At 62.3% G+C, this 21,045-nt stretch carries 19 protein-coding genes; 14 read left to right on the top strand and 5 right to left on the bottom strand.

Translation table 11 applies throughout. From position 1 onward, the window contains the following. Positions 1-23 precede the first annotated feature (23 nt). The 4 genes from ACIOVD_RS18700 to gap all read right to left on the bottom strand — a co-directional run bounded on the left by ACIOVD_RS18700 (position 24) and on the right by gap (position 3,232). A complete protein-coding gene (locus ACIOVD_RS18700) occupies positions 24-995 on the bottom strand; it encodes a FecR family protein (protein WP_401129553.1) in 972 nt (323 codons plus the stop codon). A gap of 119 nt (positions 996-1,114) precedes the next feature. Further along, the gene (locus ACIOVD_RS18695) at positions 1,115-1,633 is read right to left on the bottom strand and encodes an RNA polymerase sigma factor (RefSeq protein ID WP_095169831.1); all 519 of its coding nucleotides are present in this window, start codon (positions 1,631-1,633) and stop codon (positions 1,115-1,117) included. Positions 1,634-1,711: 78 nt separating this feature from the next. After that, on the bottom strand, positions 1,712-2,176 hold the full coding sequence (locus ACIOVD_RS18690) for a methylglyoxal synthase (RefSeq protein ID WP_401129551.1): 465 nt from the start codon (positions 2,174-2,176) through the stop codon (positions 1,712-1,714). Positions 2,177-2,230: 54 nt separating this feature from the next. After that, on the bottom strand, positions 2,231-3,232 hold the full coding sequence (gene gap / locus ACIOVD_RS18685) for a type I glyceraldehyde-3-phosphate dehydrogenase (protein WP_159997601.1): 1,002 nt from the start codon (positions 3,230-3,232) through the stop codon (positions 2,231-2,233). 224 nt (positions 3,233-3,456) lie between these two features. On the opposite strand from gap, the gene edd reads away from it, so the two are divergent. The 11 genes from edd to ACIOVD_RS18630 all read left to right on the top strand — a co-directional run bounded on the left by edd (position 3,457) and on the right by ACIOVD_RS18630 (position 16,910). After that, positions 3,457-5,283 carry a phosphogluconate dehydratase gene (gene edd, locus ACIOVD_RS18680; protein ID WP_095169828.1) on the top strand — a complete coding sequence of 609 codons (1,827 nt, stop codon included), beginning with the start codon at positions 3,457-3,459 and terminating at the stop codon, positions 5,281-5,283. Then, positions 5,280-6,230: a glucokinase gene (locus ACIOVD_RS18675; protein ID WP_095169827.1), complete on the top strand. Its 951-nt coding sequence runs from the start codon at positions 5,280-5,282 to the stop codon at positions 6,228-6,230. The genes edd and ACIOVD_RS18675 overlap by 4 nt, the downstream gene beginning before the upstream one ends. 33 nt (positions 6,231-6,263) lie before the next feature. Continuing rightward, complete coding sequence (locus ACIOVD_RS18670) at positions 6,264-6,995, top strand: response regulator (RefSeq protein ID WP_095169826.1); 732 nt, start codon at positions 6,264-6,266, stop codon at positions 6,993-6,995. Beyond that, a complete protein-coding gene (locus ACIOVD_RS18665) occupies positions 6,985-8,454 on the top strand; it encodes an ATP-binding protein (RefSeq protein ID WP_095169825.1) in 1,470 nt (489 codons plus the stop codon). The genes ACIOVD_RS18670 and ACIOVD_RS18665 overlap by 11 nt, the downstream gene beginning before the upstream one ends. Positions 8,455-8,657: 203 nt before the next feature. Next, entirely contained in the window at positions 8,658-9,884 is a 1,227-nt protein-coding gene (locus tag ACIOVD_RS18660; protein ID WP_401129547.1) for an AGE family epimerase/isomerase, read from the top strand. Between the two features lie 116 nt (positions 9,885-10,000). After that, a complete protein-coding gene (locus ACIOVD_RS18655; RefSeq protein ID WP_401129545.1) occupies positions 10,001-11,293 on the top strand; it encodes an ABC transporter substrate-binding protein in 1,293 nt (430 codons plus the stop codon). Between the two features lie 159 nt (positions 11,294-11,452). Further along, positions 11,453-12,361, top strand: coding sequence for a carbohydrate ABC transporter permease (locus tag ACIOVD_RS18650; protein WP_095169822.1), 909 nt, complete (start codon positions 11,453-11,455; stop codon positions 12,359-12,361). Continuing rightward, positions 12,354-13,199, top strand: a complete 846-nt coding sequence (locus ACIOVD_RS18645) for a carbohydrate ABC transporter permease (RefSeq protein WP_095169821.1) — start codon at positions 12,354-12,356, stop codon at positions 13,197-13,199. Before ACIOVD_RS18650 ends, ACIOVD_RS18645 begins: the two co-directional genes overlap by 8 nt. 3 nt (positions 13,200-13,202) lie before the next feature. After that, on the top strand, positions 13,203-14,363 hold the full coding sequence (locus ACIOVD_RS18640; protein ID WP_159997595.1) for an ABC transporter ATP-binding protein: 1,161 nt from the start codon (positions 13,203-13,205) through the stop codon (positions 14,361-14,363). A 230-nt stretch (positions 14,364-14,593) separates the two neighbouring features. Next, positions 14,594-15,940 (top strand): carbohydrate porin, encoded by a 1,347-nt coding sequence (locus ACIOVD_RS18635; RefSeq protein WP_095169819.1) that lies wholly within the window; start codon positions 14,594-14,596, stop codon positions 15,938-15,940. 115 nt (positions 15,941-16,055) lie between these two features. Beyond that, positions 16,056-16,910, top strand: coding sequence for a D-hexose-6-phosphate mutarotase (locus tag ACIOVD_RS18630; RefSeq protein ID WP_095169818.1), 855 nt, complete (start codon positions 16,056-16,058; stop codon positions 16,908-16,910). Between the two features lie 154 nt (positions 16,911-17,064). Here the strand turns inward: ACIOVD_RS18630 and ACIOVD_RS18625 are convergent, their stop codons facing one another. Next, a complete protein-coding gene (locus tag ACIOVD_RS18625) occupies positions 17,065-17,925 on the bottom strand; it encodes a MurR/RpiR family transcriptional regulator (RefSeq protein ID WP_174244630.1) in 861 nt (286 codons plus the stop codon). 228 nt (positions 17,926-18,153) lie between these two features. On the opposite strand from ACIOVD_RS18625, the gene zwf reads away from it, so the two are divergent. The 3 genes from zwf to ACIOVD_RS18610 are packed head-to-tail and all read left to right on the top strand — an operon-like array spanning position 18,154 to position 21,006. Further along, positions 18,154-19,623 carry a glucose-6-phosphate dehydrogenase gene (gene zwf / locus ACIOVD_RS18620; protein WP_401129541.1) on the top strand — a complete coding sequence of 490 codons (1,470 nt, stop codon included), beginning with the start codon at positions 18,154-18,156 and terminating at the stop codon, positions 19,621-19,623. After that, positions 19,610-20,323 carry a 6-phosphogluconolactonase gene (gene pgl / locus ACIOVD_RS18615; protein WP_095169815.1) on the top strand — a complete coding sequence of 238 codons (714 nt, stop codon included), beginning with the start codon at positions 19,610-19,612 and terminating at the stop codon, positions 20,321-20,323. Before zwf ends, pgl begins: the two co-directional genes overlap by 14 nt. 17 nt (positions 20,324-20,340) lie before the next feature. After that, positions 20,341-21,006 carry a bifunctional 4-hydroxy-2-oxoglutarate aldolase/2-dehydro-3-deoxy-phosphogluconate aldolase gene (locus tag ACIOVD_RS18610; RefSeq protein ID WP_095169814.1) on the top strand — a complete coding sequence of 222 codons (666 nt, stop codon included), beginning with the start codon at positions 20,341-20,343 and terminating at the stop codon, positions 21,004-21,006. Positions 21,007-21,045: the final 39 nt, after the last annotated feature.

Raw genomic sequence — 21,045 nt, 5'->3', positions numbered from 1 at the left:
TATCGAGTAAAAATAATTCTCATTCAGTTCAAAATCACCAGCGCCGGGAACTCCTGGAGCTTGGCGGAGGTGATGTGAGCCAGCGACCGGACCACGTCCAGCGGCTGGTCGAGGCGGTAGTTACCGGTGACCGAAACGTTGGCCAACTGTTCGTTGTTGTTGATGATCCAGCCCGGGTAGTAGCGGCGCAACTCGGCCAGGACCTGGTTCAGCGGGCAGTTTTCGAACACCAGGCGGCCCTGGACCCACGCCAGGTCTGTCGCCGGATCGAGGCGGGCCGGTTGATCGAAACCATTGGGCCCGATACGGATACTTTCGCCTGCGCTCAAGCGCACCCGTGCATCGCTGTGGGCGCTGCGCAGGTCGACATCGCCGCGCTGCACCCGCACCTGGGCGACGCCGTCCAGGTAACGCACGGCGAAGGAGGTATCGCGCACGCTGGCGGTGACCGGCCCGGCATCGATTTCCAGGGGCAGGCCACGATTGGCGGCTACCTCGAAATAGGCTTCGCCCTGGAACAGGCGAGCCACGCGTTGTTGATCATTGATGGTGCTGGAGAAGGCCGAGTTGGTGTTGAGCAGGACTTTCGAGCCGTCCTCCAGTTGCAGGCGCTGGCGCTCGCCGACCACGGTCAGGTGATCGGCCTGCAGGCGCATGGGCAGGTTGCTGAAACTGAACAGGCCGAGCAGCAGCACTGCCGCGCTGGCCAGGGGTTTCCAGTGTGGGCGCAAGCGCCCGAGCACGCTGACCTTGCGCTTGGCGCTGTCCAGGGTCTGCGCGCACTGTGCTACTTGCGGGCCGTCCCAGACGGCCTGGGCCATGGCGAAGGCTTCGGCGTTGTGTGGGTCGGCGGCGAGCCAGGCGTGAAATTCACGGCTTTGCTCCTCGCTCGGACTGTCCAGCACGATCAGCCAGTCCAGGGCTTGATCCATCGCCGAGGTGCTGGCTGAATCCCGCGCCGGGGTTGGCGGGTGGGAGTGGTGGCTGTCCGTCACGGGTGTTCCTCGGCCACGTCTGCGCGCGGCTGGTTTTGGATAAGAGTGCTACAAACCTCGGCTAAGGGTAACAAAGCCGACGCCCTGACGCAGGTGTGCAAAACAATGGACCGAGCGACTCATCGGCCGTTGAGACGATCGGCGACACCGACACAGATCGCCATGATCAGCTTCAGGTCCTTTTGCACGGTGCTCAGGGACACGCTGAGTTTCTCGGCGATCTCCAGGTAGCTGTGGCCATGCAGACGGCTGAGGATGAAAATCTGTTGTTGGCGCGCAGTCAGTTGGTTGAGGCTGATGTTCAAGCGTTCGAGCATCTGTTCGGCATGGGCGGCGTCCTCGGCACTGCTCAGCGGCGCGGCAACGTTCTGCACCACCTCCAGCGGTACGTCCTCGAGCATCGTGCGTGACTGGATACGGCGGGCGCGCAGGTGGTCCAGCGCCAGGTTGCGGGCAGTTTGAAAGACGAAGGGTTCCAGGTGGTCGATGGCCCGCTCACTCAACGCCCGGGTCACGCGCAGGTAGGTTTCCTGCAACAGGTCCTCGGCGGTGCTGTGGTTATTGACCATCCGCTCCAATGTGCGCAGCAGCGAGACGCGCTGAGCGAGGAAGACGTGGTTGAAGTGCGCTTGACTCACAGTAGGACCTGATCGATTTCAAGCGAATGATAATGCTTATCATCTATGTCAAAGGTCAAGCGCTTCTTTCTGTAGGAATTATCGGCGACCTTGTAGGTAGGCCGGGTAATCAGGGATCCGGTGGGCGTGTGGCTGATCCAGCAGCGGGCTGCTGAGCAGGTAGTCGGCGCTGCATTCGTTGCAGGCCACTGGAATGTTCCAGACGGCCGCTACTCGCAGCAGTGCCTTGATGTCCGGGTCGTGGGGTTGTGGTTCGAAGGGATCCCAGAAGAACACCAGCAGGTCTACGCGTTGCTCGGCGATTTGCGCCCCGAGCTGCTGATCGCCACCCAGTGGGCCGCTGATCATGCTTTCCACGGGCAGGTCCAGGTGTTGGCTGAGCAACAGGCCGGTGGTGCCGGTGGCGACCAGTTGGTGTTGGGCGAGCTTGTGCTTCTGGCGCTCGGCCCAGTCGAGCAGGAACACCTTGCAGTGGTCATGGGCGACCAGGGCGATACGCTTGCGCGCCGCCATGGTTTTTTCGGTGAAGGTGATGCCGATCATCGGTGGGCTCCAACAAAACCAGAGGGGAGCTGCCGGTGGCAGCTCCCGCATTGCTTATTCGGCGTTGCACAGCGCCAGGCAGTTATCCAGCATGCGGTTGGAGAACCCCCATTCGTTGTCGTACCAGGCCAGCACCTTGAGCAGCTTGCCGCTGACTTTGGTGTGGTTGGCGTCGAAGATCGACGACAGCGGGTTGTGGTTGAAGTCGCTGGAAACCAGGGGCAGGGTGTTGTAGCCGAGGATTTTCGAGTGCTGGCTGGCTTCGCGCAGCAGCGCGTTGACCTCATCGGCCGTGGCGTCGCGCTTGAGCTGCACGGTCAGGTCCACCAGGGAGACGTTGATCACCGGCACACGCACGGCCATGCCGGTCAGCTTGCCGGCCAGCTCTGGCAACACCAGGCCCACCGCTTCCGCGGCGCCGGTCTTGCTCGGGATCATGTTCTGGGTGGCCGAGCGGGCGCGGTACGGGTCGCTGTGGTAGACGTCCGTCAGGTTCTGGTCGTTGGTGTAGGCATGGATGGTGGTCATCAGGCCACTCTCGATGCCCAGCTCGCGGTGCAGCACCTGGGCCACCGGGGCCAGGCAGTTGGTGGTGCACGAGGCGTTGGAGATGATCTGGTGCGACTGGCGCAGGATGTCGTGGTTGACCCCATACACCACGGTGGCATCGGCGCCCTTGGCCGGTGCTGAAATGATCACTTTGCGCGCGCCGGCGCTAATATGCGCGGCGGCTTTGGCCCGGTCGGTGAACAGACCGGTGCATTCGAACACTACGTCGATCTTTTCTGCAGCCCATGGCAGTTCGGCCGGGTTGCGAATGGCGCTGACCGCAATGCGGTCGCCGTTGACCGTCAGGCTCTCCTGGTCGTGTTCCACCTGGGCATCAAACGTGCCGTGCACGGTGTCGTACTTGAGCAGGTGGGCGTTCATCGAACTGTCGCCCAGATCGTTGATGGCGACGATCTGCAAATCCTGACGGTAGCCTTGGGTATACAGTGCCCGCAGGACGTTGCGGCCGATACGGCCAAAACCATTGATTGCGATTCGAAGAGTCATTTGAACAGCGCCGCCGTCGTTTTGTTGTTGGAATTACAAGATTATTCGCATAAAAATAGAAAACAAGCCTTTTTAGTGGCAATATTTTGTTCTATCTACAACGAGTGACCTGAATCAACTGGTCCGATTGGTCAAGAAAACCGTCAAACGCTGCCCGCGTGGACGCCTCTTGATCAGCATAGACACGAACAGGTCGCCATATCCGTTAGCCTGGAGTTCTACACATGCATCCCCGCGTACTTGAGGTCACCGAACGGCTTATCACCCGTAGCCGCGCTACCCGTGAGGCTTACCTTGCATTGATTCGCGGCGCCGCCAGTGATGGCCCGATGCGCGGCAAGCTGCAATGTGCCAACTTCGCCCACGGTGTGGCCGGATGTGGCACCGAAGACAAGCAAAGCCTGCGGATGATGAACGCGGCCAACGTGGCAATTGTTTCGTCATATAACGACATGCTCTCGGCGCACCAGCCCTACGAGACCTACCCGGAACAGATCAAGCAGGCGCTGCGCGAGATCGGCTCGGTTGGCCAGTTCGCCGGTGGTGTCCCGGCAATGTGTGACGGCGTGACCCAGGGCGAGCCGGGCATGGAGCTGGGGATTGCCAGCCGTGAAGTGATCGCCCTGTCGACCGCCGTGGCGCTGTCGCACAACATGTTCGACGCGGCGATGATGCTGGGCATCTGCGACAAGATCGTCCCGGGCCTGATGATGGGCTCGCTGCGTTTTGGTCACCTGCCGACCATCTTCGTCCCGGGCGGCCCGATGGTCTCGGGGATTTCCAACAAGGAAAAAGCCGACGTTCGCCAGCGTTACGCCGAAGGCAAGGCCAGCCGCGAAGAGCTGCTGGAGTCGGAAATGAAGTCCTACCACAGCCCTGGCACGTGCACCTTCTACGGCACTGCCAACACCAACCAGTTGCTGATGGAAGTCATGGGCCTGCACCTGCCGGGTGCTTCGTTCGTCAACCCGAACACCCCGTTGCGTGATGCCCTGACCCGCGAGGCGGCGTTCCAGATCACCCGCCTGACCAAGCAGAGCGGCAACTTCATGCCGATCGGCGAAATCGTCGACGAACGCTCGCTGGTCAACTCGATCGTGGCCCTGCACGCCACCGGCGGCTCGACCAACCACACCCTGCACATGCCGGCGATTGCCATGGCGGCGGGCATCCAACTGACCTGGCAGGACATGGCCGACCTCTCCGAGGTGGTGCCGACCCTGAGCCACGTCTACCCGAACGGCAAGGCCGACATCAACCACTTCCAGGCGGCTGGCGGCATGTCGTTCCTGATTCGTGAGCTGCTGGCGGCCGGCCTGCTGCATGAAAACGTCAACACCGTGGCCGGCCACGGCCTGAGCCGCTACACCCAGGAGCCGTTCCTCGAGGACGGTCAGTTGGTATGGCGCGAAGGCCCGAGCGAAAGCCTCGATGAAAACATCCTGCGGCCGGTGGCCCGGGCGTTCTCGGCCGAAGGCGGCCTGCGGGTGATGGAAGGCAACCTGGGGCGCGGTGTGATGAAAGTCTCGGCGGTAGCCCCGGAACATCAGGTGGTCGAGGCTCCGGCCATGGTGTTCCAGGATCAGCAGGACCTGGCCGATGCGTTCAAGGCTGGCCTGTTGGAGAAGGATTTTGTCGCCGTGATGCGCTTCCAGGGCCCGCGTTCCAATGGCATGCCGGAACTGCACAAGATGACCCCGTTCCTTGGCGTGCTGCAGGATCGCGGCTTCAAAGTGGCACTGGTCACGGACGGGCGGATGTCCGGCGCGTCGGGGAAAATCCCGGCGGCCATTCACGTCAGCCCTGAAGCTTTTGTCGGTGGCGCTTTGGCCCGCGTGCAAGAGGGCGATATCATCCGCGTCGATGGCGTCAAAGGCACTTTGCAAGTGCTGGTGGACGCCGCTGAATTTGACGCGCGTACCCCGGCCACTGGCCTGCTGGATAACGGCATTGGTTGCGGGCGCGAACTGTTCGGTTTCATGCGCATGGCCTTCAGCTCGGCAGAGCAGGGCGCCAGCGCCTTTACCTCTGCCCTGGAGACCCTTAAGTGAAACTAGCGCTGGTCGGTGACATTGGCGGTACCAATGCACGTTTTGCCTTGTGGAAAGACCAGCAACTGGAGTCGGTCCAGGTGCTGGCGACAGCCGACTTTGCCTGTCCGCAAGATGCCATTGGTGCCTATCTCCAGGGTCTGGGCCTGGCGCCCGGAGCGATCGGGGCGGTCTGCCTGTCGGTGGCCGGCCCGGTCAGTGGCGATGAGTTTCGTTTCACCAACAACCACTGGCGCCTGAGTCGCAAGGCGTTCTGCCAGGCCTTGCAACTGGAGCAACTGTTGCTGGTGAATGATTTCTCGGCCATGGCCCTGGGCATGACGCGCCTGCAGCCGGGGGAGTTTCGCCTGGTCTGCGCCGGCACCCCCGAGCCGCTGCGCCCGGCGGTGGTAATCGGCCCGGGCACGGGCCTGGGTGTCGGCACCTTGCTCGATCAGGGGCAGGGGCGTTGGGCGGCCCTGCCGGGTGAGGGCGGGCATGTCGACCTGCCATTGAGCAGCGTGCGGGAAACCCAGTTGTGGCAGCACCTGCATAACGAAATTGGCCATGTCAGCGCAGAAAGCGTGCTCAGCGGCGGTGGTTTGCCACGGCTGTACCGGGCGATCTGCGCGGTGGACGGGCACGCGCCAACACTCGACACCCCGCAAGCCATCACCGCCGCTGGCCTGGCCGGCGACCCGATTGCCCGCGAAGTACTTGAGCAGTTCAGCTGCTGGCTGGGTCGGGTGGCGGGCAACAACGTGTTGACCACCGGTGCCCGTGGCGGGGTCTACATTGTCGGTGGGGTGATCCCGCGGTTTGCCGATTTTTTCCTGGAAAGTGGCTTCGCCCGTTGTTTTGCCGACAAGGGCTGCATGAGCGATTACTTCAAGGGCATACCGGTGTGGCTGGTGACAGCCCCGTATTCCGGCCTGGTGGGCGCGGGTGTGGCGCTCGAGCAAGCATAATCCACCCCCTTCATAACAATAAGGAAGCCGCCCGTGAGCTCAGTCAACAAGTCGATTTTGTTGGTCGATGACGATCAGGAAATACGCGAGTTGCTGGACACGTACCTCAGTCGTGCCGGCTTTCAGGTGCGTACCACGCCTGATGGCGCGGGGTTTCGCCAGGCACTGAACGATGCGCCTTGCGACCTGGTGATCCTCGACGTGATGCTGCCCGACGAAGACGGCTTCAGCCTGTGTCGCTGGGTGCGCCAGCACCCACGCCAGGCCCATGTGCCGATCATCATGCTCACCGCCAGTTCCGACGAGGCCGACCGGGTCATTGGCCTGGAACTGGGCGCCGACGACTACCTGGGCAAACCCTTCAGTCCCCGTGAATTGCAGGCACGGATCAAGGCCCTGCTGCGCCGGGCCCAGTTCGGCCAGGAGCGTTCGGGCGGCGAAGTGCTGGCTTTCGACGAGTGGCGGCTGGACATGGTCAGCCACCGGCTGTTTCACACCGACGGCGAGGAGGTGATTCTCTCCGGCGCCGATTTTGCCTTGCTGAAACTGTTCCTCGATAACCCCCAGGCCATCCTCGACCGCGACACCATCGGCAACGCCACCCGGGGCCGCGACCTGATGCCCCTGGACCGGATTGTCGACATGGCGGTCAGCCGCTTGCGCCAGCGCCTGCGCGACACCGAAAAGCCGCCACGGCTGATCCGTACCGTGCGCGGCAGCGGTTATCAACTGGCGGCCAGCGTGGTCGCCAGCAATGGTCACTGAGTTTTTCGCCCGGCTGCTGCGCAAGGTCCCGGTACCGCGCTCGCTGCTGGGGCGGATGCTGTTGCTGACGTTGCTGGCGGTACTGTTTGCCCAAGCCCTGTCGAGCGTGATCTGGGTCTCGCAGTTGCGCGCCACCCAGCTCGAAGGGCTGGTGACCGCCGCCCGCAGCCTGGCTCATTCGATGAACGCCAGCGTCAGTTACTTCCGCTCGTTGCCGGTGGCCTATCGGCCGCTGGTGCTGGACCAATTGCGCAGCATGGGCGGCACCCGATTTGTGGTCACCCTCAACGACAAGCCCCTGGATATGCAACTGCTGCCCGCCACCCCGCGCAAGCAGGCGGTGCTGGCCGCGGTGGACGAGGTGCTGCGCACGTCGCTGGGGGCCGACACCGATATTTCCGTGCAGTTTGTCAGCCCGGATGATCTGCGGATCTTCAATGGCGGCTTGAAGCTCGATGAATTGCCGCGCTCCTGGGCGCACTACGCGCTGACGCTGGAGCCGGTCAACCCGCCGGTGCTGGTGACCCAGATCAAACTGGCCAAGGGCGAATGGCTGTACATCGCCTCCCTGTTGCCCGAGCCCTACACCAGCCTTGAAGAACAGGGCCTGCCGTCGCAGCAGGTGTGGTTCATCGTGCTCACCAGCGGCTTCCTGCTGCTGTTCATCGGGCTGCTGGTGCATTGGCAAAGCCGGCCGCTCAAGCGCCTGGCGCGGGCAGCGCGGGACATGTCCCTGGGCGCCGACGTGCTGCCGGTGGCCGAGGGCGGCGGCAGCGAAGTGGTCGAAGTGGGCCGTGCATTCAATGCGATGCGCGAACGCATCAGCCGCTACCTGACCGAGCGCAGCCAGTTGTTCAGCGCGATTTCCCATGACCTGCGTACGCCGATCACGCGCTTGCGGCTGCGGGTCGAACTGCTGGACGACGAGCAGTTGCAGGCCAAGTTCGGCCGCGACCTGGACGAGCTGGAGCTGCTGGTCAAGGGCGCGCTGCAATGCGTCAAGGACACCGACATTCACGAGAACATCGAGCCGGTGGACCTCAATCACGTGCTCGAATGCCTGGTCGAACCTTACCTGGCGCCCAACGGCAACGGCCGCGTGACCCAGCAGGGGCGGGCGCTCACGGCGTATCCGGGCAAACCGCTGGCGCTCAAGCGCTGCATCGGCAACCTGATCGACAATGCGCTGAAGTACGGACAGACCGCCCACCTGCACATCGATGACGATGACAGCGCGTTTATCCTGCATGTCGACGACGAGGGCCCGGGTGTGCCGGAGCAGCGCCTGGAGCAAGTGTTCGAGCCACACTTTCGCCTGGCCGGGAAGCAGCAGGGGTATGGCCTGGGGTTGGGGATTGCGCGCAACATCGCCCATAGCCATGGCGGCGAAGTGAGTTTGCAGAATTTGCGCGAGGGTGGGTTGCGGGTGACGCTGCAGTTGCCGCGCAGTGTGGATTAATCAGGGACCGCGTAATAGTTGATCGCGGGCAAGCCCGCTCCCACAGGGACGGATGGTGGATTTCCTGTGGAAGCGGGCTTGCCCGCGATGGCACCCGAAGCCAATGTCACAGCCTGGTGACATAACTCGGCGCCTTCGTTACCTGGCCGTCACGACCTGTTGTTTAGACTGCTGGCAGTCATAACAACAAAAAAAGGTCCACCATGCACTCACCTGCCCACCAACAATGGCTGGCTGCCGAGGGCTTGCGCCTGTTGGCGTTCGCCAAGGCTTCCAGGCTGCCCACAGGTTTCGGCAATCTCGACCAGCGCGGCCACCTGCCGCCGGACGCGCAAGCTGAAACCATGAACACCGCGCGCATGACCCACAGCTTCGCCCTGGCCCATATCCAGGGCTTGCCAGGGTTTGCCGAGCTGGTGGATCACGGTATCCAGGCCCTCAGTGGACCGCTGCGTGACGCCGAACACGGCGGCTGGTTCGCCTCGCCCGAGCACCGCGACGGCAATACCGGTAAAGCCGCTTACCTGCATGCGTTCGTGGCATTGGCCGCGAGTTCCGCGCGGGTCGCTCGGCGCCCTGGTGCCCAGGCGTTGCTTGACGATGCGATCGAGATCATCGACCGGCATTTCTGGTGCGAGGAGGAGGGCGCGATGCGCGAGTCGTTCAATCGCGACTGGAGCGTCGAGGAAGCCTATCGCGGCGCGAACAGCAACATGCACGCCACCGAGGCCTTTCTCGCCCTGGCCGACGTCACCCAGGACAGCCGCTGGCTGAGCCGCGCCTTGCGCATTGCCGAGCGACTGATCCACGGCCACGGCGCCGCCAATCAGTACCTGGTGGTCGAGCATTTCGACCGTCAATGGCAGCCGCTGCACGCCTACAATCAGGCCAATCCGGCCGATGGTTTCCGCCCCTTTGGCACCACCCCGGGCCACGGGTTTGAATGGGCGCGGCTGCTGTTGCACCTGGAGGCGGCGCGGGTCCAGGCCGGCATGCTCACCCCCGGCTGGCTGCTGCGCGATGCGCAGCAACTGTTCGCCAACAACTGCCAGCACGCCTGGCAGGTCGATGGTGCGCCGGGCATGGTCTACACCCTCGACTGGGACCGTCGCCCAGTGGTGCGTCAGCGTTTGCATTGGGTGCACTGCGAAGCGAGCGCGGCGGCCAGTGCCTTGCTCCAGCGCACCGGCGAGGGCCAATACGAAACCTGGTATCGGCGGCTTTGGGAGTACAGCGAGCAGTACCTGATCGACCTCGTCCATGGCAGTTGGCACCACGAACTGGACGCCGACAATCGCCCGAGTGCGCAGATCTGGGGTGGTAAGCCGGACCTCTATCACGCCTGGCAGACGGTGCTGATTCCGCGGCTGCCGTTGGCCCCGAGCATGGCTACGGCGTTGGCGCAGGGCTCTGGGTCACGGGTTATGTAACCATGCGGTGACATTTCGCCGTCGCTTCGTTACCTGCGGCGGATCCCAGCCTGTTTAAACTCGTTTGCAGCGCAAGCACCAGACTTGCATGCATAACAACAAGAAAGGTACTTCAGATGAATGCGATTTCTCGCCTCGCCACAGTCATTTCCCTCGCCTCCATGTTCCCCCTCAGCGCCCTGGCCGCCGACCCCAAAGGTTCCGTGGAGGTTGTGCACTGGTGGACCTCGGGTGGTGAAAAAGCAGCGGTCGACGTACTCAAGGCCCAGGTTGAAAAAGACGGCTTTACCTGGAAGGACGGTGCGGTGGCAGGCGGCGGTGGCGCAACGGCCATGACCGTACTCAAGAGCCGCGCCGTGGCCGGCAACCCACCGGGCGTGGCCCAGATCAAGGGCCCGGATATCCAGGAGTGGGGCAGCACCGGCCTGCTCAGCACCGACGCGCTGACCGAGGTCGCCAAGGCGGAAAACTGGGACGGCCTGCTGTCGAAAAAAGTCTCTGACACCGTCAAATACGAAGGTGACTACGTCGCAGTACCGGTGAACATCCACCGCGTCAACTGGCTGTGGATCAACCCAGAAGTGTTCAAGAAAGCCGGGATCGACAAGGCCCCGACCACCCTCGAAGAATTCTACGTCGCTGCCGACAAGCTCAAGGCGGCCGGCTTCATTGCCCTGGCCCACGGCGGCCAGCCTTGGCAGGACAGCACCGTGTTCGAAGACGTGGTGCTCTCGGTCATGGGCGCTGAAGGCTACAAGAAAGCCCTGGTCGACCTGGACCAGAAAACCCTCTCCGGCCCTGAGATGGTCAAGTCCTTCACCGTGCTGAAAAAACTCATCGGCTACATGGACCCCAACCGTGCGGGCCGTGACTGGAACATCGCTGCCGCCGACGTGATCAACGGCAAGGCTGGCATGCAGATGATGGGTGACTGGGCCAAGAGCGAGTGGACCGCGGCGAACAAAGTCGCCGGCAAGGATTACCAGTGCGTGCCGTTCCCAGGCACTGAAAACGCCTTCACCTACAACATCGACTCCCTGGCGGTGTTCAAGTTGAAAGCCGATCGCAAGGGTGACATCGCCGCGCAGCAGGACCTGGCCAAAGTCGCGCTGGGCAAGGACTTCCAGAAGGTCTTCAGCATCAACAAGGGCTCGATCCCGGTGCGCACCGACATGCTCAACGACATGAGCGCGCTGGGCTTCGACTCCTGCGCCCAGGCCGCGGCCAAGGACTTCCTGGCGGACGACAAGTCCGGTGGCCTGCAACCGAGCATGGCCCACAACATGGCCACTTCGCTGGCGGTGCAGGGGGCGATCTTCGACGTCGTCACCAACTTCATGAACGACAAGGACGCCGACCCGGCCAAGGCCAGCGCCCAGTTGGCCTCGGCGGTCAAAGCCGCGCAGTAATCCTGGACCCTGAGTAACCCTGTGGGAGCGGGCTTGCCCGCGATAGCTGACTGACATTCAACAGCAGTGTCGACTGTTGCATCGCTATCGCGGGCAAGCCCGCTCCCACAAGGGTTCTCCTCGACTCCGACTCTTACTCCTTTCACTTGGATAATCCCGATGAGCTCTGTGGCGGTTTTCAGCAAAGCCTCACCGTTCGATGCACTGCAGCGCTGGCTGCCCAAACTGGTTTTGGCGCCCAGCATGCTGATCGTTCTGGTCGGCTTCTACGGTTACATCATCTGGACATTCGTTCTGTCCTTCACCAATTCCAGCTTCATGCCGAGCTACAAGTGGGTCGGCCTGCAGCAGTACACCCGCCTGCTGGACAACGATCGCTGGTGGGTGGCGAGCAAGAACCTCGCGCTGTTCGGCGGCCTGTTCATCGGCATCAGCCTGGTGCTGGGGGTGTTCCTCGCGGTGCTGCTGGACCAGCGCATTCGCAAGGAAGGCTTCATCCGCACCATCTACCTGTACCCGATGGCGCTGTCGATGATCGTCACCGGTACCGCCTGGAAGTGGCTGCTAAACCCGGGCCTGGGCCTGGACAAGATGCTGCGTGACTGGGGCTGGGAAGGCTTTCGCCTGGACTGGCTGGTGGATCAGGATCGCGTGGTGTACTGCCTGGTGATCGCCGCCGTGTGGCAAGCCTCGGGTTTTGTCATGGCGATGTTCCTCGCCGGTCTGCGCGGGGTCGACCAGTCGATCATCCGCGCCGCTCAGGTCGATGGTGCAAGCCTGCCGACCATCTACCTGAAGATCGTCCTGCCGAGCCTGCGCCCGGTGTTTTTCAGCGCCTTCATGATCCTCGCGCACATCGCGATCAAGAGCTTCGACCTGGTCGCGGCCATGACCGCGGGCGGCCCGGGGTACTCCTCCGACCTGCCGGCGATGTTCATGTATTCCTTCACTTTCAGCCGTGGCCAGATGGGCATCGGTTCCGCCAGCGCAATGATGATGCTCGGCGCGATCCTGGCGATCCTGGTGCCGTACCTGTACTCCGAACTGCGGGGCAAACGCCATGAATAACTCGCTTGCCACCCCGCGCCTGAGCGTCAGCCGGATCGCCATCTACGCGACCCTGCTGCTGGCCGCTGCGGTGTACCTGATCCCGTTGGTGGTGATGTTGTTGACCAGCTTCAAGTCGCCGGAAGACATCCGTACCGGCAACCTGCTGAGCTGGCCGCAAGTGATCGACGGCATCGGCTGGCTCAAGGCCTGGGACAGCGTAGGAGGGTACTTCTGGAACTCGGTGAAAATCACCGTGCCGGCGGTACTGATCTCGACCTTTATTGGCGCGATGAACGGCTACGTGCTGTCGATGTGGCGCTTCCGTGGCTCGCAGCTGTTCTTCGGCCTGCTGCTGTTCGGCTGCTTCCTGCCGTTCCAGACCGTGCTGCTGCCAGCCTCGTTCACCATCGGCAAGCTCGGCCTGGCCAACACCACCACCGGGCTGGTGCTGGTGCACATCGTCTACGGGCTGGCGTTCACCACGCTGTTCTTCCGTAACTACTACGTGAGCATTCCCGATGCCCTGGTCAAGGCGGCACGCCTGGACGGCGCGGGCTTCTTCACGATTTTCTGGAAGATCCTGCTGCCGATGTCGATCCCGATCGTGATGGTCTGCCTGATCTGGCAGTTCACCCAGATCTGGAATGACTTCCTGTTTGGCGTGGTCTTCGCCAGTGGCGACGCGCAACCGATCACCGTGGCCTTGAACAACCTGGTCAACACCAGCACCGGGGCCAAGGAATACAACGTTGATATGGCGGCGGCGATGATCGCCGGGTTGCCGACACTGCTGGTCTACATATTCGCTGGCAAGTATTTCCTGCGTGGGCTGACGTCCGGCGCGGTCAAGGGGTAGAACATGGCAACTCTCGAATTACGCAACGTCAACAAGACCTATGGCGCCGGCTTGCCGGACACCTTGAAAAACATCGAGCTGAAGATCGACGACGGTGAGTTCCTGATCCTGGTCGGCCCGTCCGGGTGCGGCAAGTCGACCCTGATGAACTGCATCGCCGGCCTTGAGAACATCAGCGGCGGGGCGATCCTGGTGGACGACGCCGACATCAGCGGCATGAGCCCCAAGGACCGAGACATCGCCATGGTGTTCCAGTCCTACGCGCTGTACCCGACCATGAGCGTGCGCGACAACATCGCCTTCGGCCTGAAGATTCGCAAAATGCCGACCGCCGAAATCGATGAAGAAGTGGCGCGGGTGTCCAAGCTGCTGCAGATCGAACACCTGCTCGGGCGCAAGCCGGGCCAGCTTTCCGGTGGCCAGCAACAGCGCGTGGCGATGGGCCGGGCGTTGGCGCGGCGGCCGAAGATCTATCTGTTCGACGAACCGCTGTCCAACCTCGACGCCAAGCTGCGGGTCGAGATGCGTACCGAAATGAAGCTGATGCACCAGCGCCTGAAAACCACCACGGTCTACGTCACCCACGACCAGATCGAAGCCATGACCCTGGGGGACAAGGTGGCGGTGATGAAGGACGGGATCATCCAGCAGTTCGGCACGCCGAAGCAGATCTACAACGACCCGGCCAACCTGTTCGTCGCGAGCTTCATTGGTTCGCCGCCGATGAACTTCATCCCCCTGCGCCTGCAGCGCAAGGACGGCCGCCTGCTGGCCCTGCTCGACAGTGGCCAGGCGCGCGTCGAGCTGCCATTGAGCATGCAGGACGCTGGCCTCGAGGATCGCGAAGTGATCCTCGGCATGCGTCCCGAGCAGATTGTGCTGGCGTCTGGCGAAACCAACGGTTTGCCGACGATCCGGGCCGAGGTCCAGGTCACCGAGCCGACCGGGCCGGACACGCTGGTGTTCGTCAACCTGAATCAAACCAAGGTCTGCTGCCGCCTGGCGCCGGATGTGGCTCCCGCCGTGGGCGAGACCCTGACCCTGCAATTCGATCCGGCCAAGGTGCTGCTGTTCGATGCCAAGACCGGTGAACGCCTGGGGACGGCGGGTCTGCCAAGGATTGAAGCTCACAGCGCCAACGTGACCCAATTCAAAGGCCGCTGAAACACAAGACTGTCGTGAACCATGGCGTGCACCGCCTGAACAAACGCGGTGCAGTCGAGACCATCGCAGGGGATGCCAGTTGATAAAAATAAACTGTAGGAGCGAGCCTGCTCGCGATGGACGTGAACGATGGCCTGCACCCGTCTGAATGAACGCGGTGCAGTTGAGACCATCGCGAGCGAGCTCCTACAGGGGATGCCAGTTAATAACAATAAAACGAGGAAGTAGGGATGAAGATCAAGAACAACGCTCAACTCATCTGCCAGCTGTCGGCGGTCGCAGCAATGTGCCTGGCAGCCAACGCGCATGCCGCTGACGCGTTCAGCGCTGACTCCAAGTGGATGACCGGCGATTGGGGCGGCGAGCGTACCCGGCTGATCGAGCAAGGCATCGACATCAAGGCCGACTACGTGGGTGAAGTCGGTGGCAACCTCAACGGTGGCTACAACGACGACAAGACCGCGCGCTATGCCGACCAGTTTGGCCTCGGCGTGGCGCTGGACCTGCAGAAACTCTGGGGCTGGGACAACACCCAGGCCAAGATCCAGCTGACCAACCGCAACGGCGAAAACATCTCCAACGACCGTATCGGCGACCCGCGCGCGGGCACCTTGAGTTCCTCCCAGGAAGTCTACGGTCGCGGCCATATGGTGCGTCTGACCCAGTTGTGGATCCAGCATCAGTTCCTCGACAACAAGCTCGACGTCAAGGCCGGTTACTTCGGCGAGGGCGAGGACTTCAATACCTTCCCGTGCGAGTTCCAGAACCTGGCGTTCTGTGGTTCCCAGGTGGGTAACTGGGCCACCAACATCTGGTACAACTGGCCGGTCAGCCAGGCGGCGATCCGCGTGAAGTACAACATCACGCCAGAGTTCTTCGCGCAGATCGGTGCCTACAACCAGAACCCGTCGCAACTGGAGCACGGCAACGGCTTCAAGCTCAGCGGCAGCGGCACCCAGGGCACCGTGTTGCCGGTCGAATTGGTCTGGTCGCCGAAGGTCAACAACCTGCCGGGTGAATACCGTGTGGGCTACTACAAGAGCACGGCCGCAGCCAATGACGTGCGCGAGGACGACAACGGCCAGGATGCCGCAACCAGCGGTGACAGCTACCGCGAGCACAGCAGCAAGCACGGTTACTGGTTCGTCGCCCAGCAGCAACTGACCAGCCACAACGGCGACGCTTCCCGCGGCTTGAACATCGCGGCCAACGCGACCTTCCACGACAAGGACACCAACGTCGTCGACAACTATCAGTCGCTGATGTTCGTGTACAAGGGCCCGTTCGATGCACGGCCAAAAGATGACGTCGGCATCGGCTTCGCCCGTATCCACGTCAACGAAGACGTGAAGAAAAACGCCGAGCTGGTCAACGCGGCCAATGGCGTCAGCGACTATGCCGATCCGCTGTTCTCGCCATTGCGGACCACCGAGTACAACTACGAGATCAACTACGGCTTCCACGTCACCAACTGGCTGACGGTGCGTCCTAACCTGCAATACGTCACCCACCCGGGCGGTGTCGATGAAGTCGACAACGCGCTGGTGGCCGGCCTGAAAATTCAGTCGGTGTTCTAACGCGGTTGCGATAAGCTCTTCTCCATGTGCGCATTTTTGCGGACAGCCCAGGCTGTCCGCTTTTTTTTGGGGTCGCGCGCCCTCTGGTTACCGCTGATTTTCAGGACCGTGGCACATGCAAGAGCATCCGCTACAACGTTTCTTCAAATCCTTGCGCGAACGTCCGGTGTTTGCGTGGGAGCGCTATCAGAAGCGCGATGTGTTGGTGATCGATCATCCGCTGTGCCAGGCGGTGTTCAGTCGCCAGGGCGCGCAGTTGCTGCATTTCCAGCCCTCGGGGCACAAGCCCTGGTTGTGGTGTGCGGCGAAGTGGCCACAGGTCGGCGCCATCCGTGGCGGCGTGCCGGTGTGCTGGCCGTGGTATGGCCGCCACCCGAGCGAAAACGCCTGGCCGTCCCATGGTTGGGCGCGGCTGATCGACTGGAAGCTGATCGACAGCAGCAGCGATGCCGACGGCGTACGCCTGCACTGGCAGTTGCAGCTGTGTGACTGGCAAGTGGACCTGCACGCGCACCTGGGCGAGCGCATGGAATTGCGCCTGAGCACTGAGCACCAGGACAGCCTGCCGTGCCAGTTGAGCCATGCTTTGCACGCTTACTGGCGTATTGGTGACGTCGGTGAGGTAGCGCTGTCTGGGCTCGATGGCGCCCAGGGTTATGACCAGCTCAAGCGGGAAAATTGCCAGCAGCAGGGCGAGTTGCGGGTCGAGGGCGGCTGTCAGCGGGTGTTCCAGCACGAGGGGGAACTGCAGCTCAAGGACCACGCCTGGCAGCGCCAGTTGTGCATCGACACCGGTGCCAGCGCTGATACGGTGGTCTGGCATCCCGGCTCACGGCCGCTGCTGGGGGTGAGTTGGAACGAGATTTCCGAGTTTGTCTGTGTCGAAGCCGCCAGTGGCGGCACCGACAGCTTGTGCCTGGCGCCGGGGGAGCGGGCGCATTTGAGCCTGCAGGCGTGGGCGGCGGCTTAGTTTAAGAAATTGCGGTGTCTGGACTGGCCCCTTCGCGGGCAAGCCCGCTCGCACAGTGTCCACGTCGAGCACAAAACTTGCGGCTGCCATTGAACCTGTGGGAGCGGGCTTGCCCGCGAAGAGGCCAGATCATTCAACACAGAAGTATCTGGTCTCAGTTGAACTCGTCACCTACCGGATAGCGACTGGCGTTCAAGCTTTCTTTGATCTTGCGCAAATGTGGCTGGAAGTCGACGCCGCGGCGCAGGGTCATGCCGGTGGCGAGGACGTCGAGCACGGTCAGTTGAATGATCCGCGAGGTCATCGGCATGTAGATGTCGGTGTCTTCCGGCAATGGGATGTTCAGGCTCAGGGTGCTGGCCTTGGCCAGTGGCGAGCCCTCGGCGGTCAGACCGAGGACCGAAGCGCCATTTTCCCGAGCGATGCGCGCCACTTCCACCAGTTCACGGGTGCGTCCGGTGTAGGAAATGATCACGAACAACTCGCCGGTGTGGGCCACTGAGGCAATCATCCGCTGCATCAGTACGTCGGCGTGGGCGGTGACCGCCAGGTTGAAGCGGAAGAACTTGTGCTGGGCGTCCAGGGCCACAGGGGCGGAAGCACCGAGGCCGAAGAAGTGGATCTGCCGGGCCTGGATCAACAGGTCGACGGCGCGGCTGATCAGGTTCGGGTCCAGTGCCTGGCAGGCGCTGTCGAGGGAGGCGATGGCGCTGCCGAAGATTTTCTGGGTGTAGGCTTCGGGATTGTCATCGGCCTCCACCGCGCGGCTGACGTAGGCCGCTCCGCTGGCCAGGCTCTGCGCCAGTTGCAGCTTGAGCTCCGGGTAGCCGCTGACCCCGAATGAACGGCAGAAACGGTTGACCGTCGGCTCACTGACCGAGGCGGCCTGGGCGAGGGCGGCGATGCTGAAGCGGGTGGCCTGCTGTGGGTTGAGCAGGATCACTTCGGCGACCTTGCGCTCGGCCTTGTTCAGGTCGGCAAGGCGATTCTGGATCTGTTCCAGTAAGTTCCGCACGCGGTCCATATGAAATTCCTTGGTTCAGCTCTGCAAAGAGGGGGCTTGGCTATGCCAATTGAGACTTTGATCGGGCCCATAACGGTGGCCTATCCTACTGATGGCCCCGACTGACCACCACTCGGAATCTGTATTTTGGAAAAATGTTGTGGTTATTACTACATTTTTCCTTGAGCGATGCCTTGAAAAAAGGTATTTGTAGCTTAACTTGATAAAAGAACAAACATCATGCCTTCGATTACGGTTGAACCGTGCACCTTTGCCTTGTTCGGCGCCCTCGGCGATCTGGCCCTGCGCAAGCTGTTTCCTGCCTTGTATCAACTTGATGGCGCGGGCCTGCTGCATGAGGACACGCGCATTATCGCACTGGCCCGTGAAGCGGGCACGGAGCAGGAGCACCTGGCTTTCATCGCCCGGGAACTGCGGCGCTATGTAGAGGCCAAGGAGCTTGACGAAGCCGTGGTCGAGCGCTTCCTGGCACGCCTGACGTACCTGCACGTCGACTTCCTCAAGGCGGACGACTATGTCGCCCTGGCCGAACTGGCGGGCACCGCGCAGCGGATGATTGCCTACTTCGCTACCCCGGCAGCGGTGTACGGCGCTATCTGCGAGAGCCTGGCGCAAGTGGGCCTGACGGAAAACACCCGGGTGGTGCTGGAAAAGCCCATCGGTTCGGACCTGGAGTCCTCGCGCAAGGTCAACGATGCCGTAGCGCGGTACTTCCCGGAAAACCGTACCTATCGCATTGACCACTACCTGGGCAAAGAGACGGTACAGAACCTGATCGCCCTGCGTTTCGCCAACAGCCTGTTCGAAACCCAGTGGAACCAGAACTACATTTCCCACGTGGAAATCACGGTCGCCGAGAAAGTCGGGATCGAAGGTCGCTGGGGCTACTTCGACAAGGCCGGCCAACTGCGCGACATGATCCAGAATCATCTGTTGCAGCTGCTCTGCCTGATCGCCATGGACCCGCCGGCCGACCTGTCCGCCGACAGCATCCGTGACGAGAAGGTCAAGGTGCTCAAGGCGCTGGCGCCGATCAGCCCGGAAGGCCTGACTACCCAGGTGGTGCGCGGCCAGTACATCGCGGGCTACAGCGCGGGCAAGCCGGTGCCGGGTTACCTGGAAGAAGAGAACTCCAACACCCAGAGCGATACCGAAACCTTCGTTGCGCTGCGGGCCGATATTCGTAACTGGCGTTGGGCCGGCGTGCCGTTCTACCTGCGTACCGGCAAGCGTATGCCGGACAAGCTGTCGCAGATCGTCATTCACTTCAAGGAACCGTCGCACTACATCTTCGCCCCCGAGCAGCGCTTGCAGATCAGCAACAAGCTGATCATCCGCCTGCAGCCGGACGAAGGTATTTCCTTGCGCGTGATGACCAAGGAACAAGGTCTGGACAAGGGCATGCAGCTACGCAGCGGACCGCTGCAGCTGAATTTTTCCGATACCTATCGCAGTGCGCGGATTCCCGATGCCTACGAGCGGTTGTTGCTGGAAGTGATGCGCGGCAATCAGAACCTGTTTGTCCGTAAAGATGAAATCGAAGCCGCGTGGAAGTGGTGCGACCAGTTGATCGCCGGATGGAAAAAATCCGGAGATGCCCCCAAGCCGTACGCGGCGGGGTCCTGGGGGCCGATGAGCTCCATTGCACTGATCACGCGGGACGGGAGGTCGTGGTATGGCGATATCTGAATTAAAACTGCCCGAGGGCGTCAGCGCCCATGCATTCAAAAGCCCGGTGCTGCTGGCCGAGAGCCTGGCGCTGGCAGTGGCCCGGCAACTGGGCGACGCCATCGAAGCCCGGGGCACGGCGACCCTGGTGGTCTCCGGTGGGCGCAGTCCGGTGGCGTTTTTCCAGCATCTGGCCAAGCAGAAACTCGACTGGGCGAACGTCGTGGTCAGCCTGGCTGACGAACGCTGGGTGCCGGTCGAACACGCCGACAGCAATGCCGGCCTGCTCAAGCGTTATCTGCTGCAGGGGCCGGCCGCCAAGGCGCAGTTCCTCAGCCTGTACAGCGCCAGCGCGAACCTTGAGCAAGCCGCCGAACAGGCCGACCGCCTGCTCGCCGAGCTGCCGAAGATTGATGTACTGGTGCTGGGCATGGGTGACGACGGGCATACCGCTTCGTTGTTCCCCAACAGTCCGCATCTGGCCGAGGCCCTGCAGGTCGACGGCACGCGCCGGTGCTGGCCGATGCTGGCGCCGACCGTACCTCATCAGCGCCTGACCATGAGTCGTGCGTTGCTGGCGTCGGCGCAGGTCACGGTTCTTTCGATTTCCGGTCAGTCCAAGCTGGCCACCCTGAGTGATGCACTGGCCGGTGACGATGTCGCCGCAATGCCGATTCGTGCCTTTCTGCAACCTACGTTAGAGATTTACTGGTGCCCATGAGCCAAGGATCAGCCGCTATGAAAAACCCATCCCCGACCGTTTCCATGGCGGACAAAGTTGCCCTGATCGACAGCCTCTGCGCCAAGGCGCGGATCCTGCCGGTGATTACCATTGCCCGCGAGCAGGATGTCCTGCCTCTGGCTGACGCCCTGGCGGCCGGTGGTCTGACCGCCCTGGAAGTGACCTTGCGCTCGCAGTTCGGCCTCAAGGCGATCCAGATCCTGCGTGAGCAGCGTCCGGAGCTGGTCACCGGTGCCGGCACGGTGCTGGATCGCACCACGCTGGCTGCCGCTGAAGCTGCGGGTTCGCAGTTTATCGTCACTCCGGGGATTACCCGTGAGCTGCTGGAAGCCAGCGTAGCCAGCTCGATCCCGTTGTTGCCGGGGATCAGCAATGCCTCGGGGATCATGGAGGGTTATGCCTTGGGTTATCGGCGCTTCAAGTTGTTCCCGGCCGAGGTCAGCGGCGGTGTCGCGGCTATCAAGGCCCTGGGCGGTCCGTTCGGTGAAGTGAAGTTCTGCCCGACGGGTGGGGTGGGTCCGGGGAACATCAAGAGCTACATGGCGTTGAAGAACGTGATGTGTGTGGGCGGGAGCTGGATGCTGGATCCGGAGTGGATCAAGAACGGTGACTGGGCGCGTATTCAAGAGTGTACGGCTGAGGCGCTGGCTCTGTTGGATTGATGGTTTTTGCAGGATCGTTGTAGTTGTTCTGTGTTTTAC

This window comes from Pseudomonas sp. NPDC087626, assembly GCF_044743405.1.
Classification (GTDB): Bacteria; Pseudomonadota; Gammaproteobacteria; order Pseudomonadales; family Pseudomonadaceae; genus Aquipseudomonas.
This window is presented reverse-complemented; position numbering and strand designations above follow the sequence as displayed.

Coding starts and splice junctions, on each gene's coding strand:
- ACIOVD_RS18630 (WP_095169818.1), top strand. CDS start 16,056: ATGCAAGAGCATCCGCTACAACGTTTCTTCAAATCCTTGCGCGAACGT.
- zwf (WP_401129541.1), top strand. CDS start 18,154: ATGCCTTCGATTACGGTTGAACCGTGCACCTTTGCCTTGTTCGGCGCC.
- ACIOVD_RS18610 (WP_095169814.1), top strand. CDS start 20,341: ATGAAAAACCCATCCCCGACCGTTTCCATGGCGGACAAAGTTGCCCTG.
- ACIOVD_RS18645 (WP_095169821.1), top strand. CDS start 12,354: ATGAATAACTCGCTTGCCACCCCGCGCCTGAGCGTCAGCCGGATCGCC.
- ACIOVD_RS18655 (WP_401129545.1), top strand. CDS start 10,001: ATGAATGCGATTTCTCGCCTCGCCACAGTCATTTCCCTCGCCTCCATG.
- ACIOVD_RS18650 (WP_095169822.1), top strand. CDS start 11,453: ATGAGCTCTGTGGCGGTTTTCAGCAAAGCCTCACCGTTCGATGCACTG.
- ACIOVD_RS18690 (WP_401129551.1), bottom strand. CDS start 2,176: ATGATCGGCATCACCTTCACCGAAAAAACCATGGCGGCGCGCAAGCGT.
- ACIOVD_RS18660 (WP_401129547.1), top strand. CDS start 8,658: ATGCACTCACCTGCCCACCAACAATGGCTGGCTGCCGAGGGCTTGCGC.
- gap (WP_159997601.1), bottom strand. CDS start 3,232: ATGACTCTTCGAATCGCAATCAATGGTTTTGGCCGTATCGGCCGCAAC.
- ACIOVD_RS18635 (WP_095169819.1), top strand. CDS start 14,594: ATGAAGATCAAGAACAACGCTCAACTCATCTGCCAGCTGTCGGCGGTC.
- ACIOVD_RS18640 (WP_159997595.1), top strand. CDS start 13,203: ATGGCAACTCTCGAATTACGCAACGTCAACAAGACCTATGGCGCCGGC.
- ACIOVD_RS18665 (WP_095169825.1), top strand. CDS start 6,985: ATGGTCACTGAGTTTTTCGCCCGGCTGCTGCGCAAGGTCCCGGTACCG.
- edd (WP_095169828.1), top strand. CDS start 3,457: ATGCATCCCCGCGTACTTGAGGTCACCGAACGGCTTATCACCCGTAGC.
- pgl (WP_095169815.1), top strand. CDS start 19,610: ATGGCGATATCTGAATTAAAACTGCCCGAGGGCGTCAGCGCCCATGCA.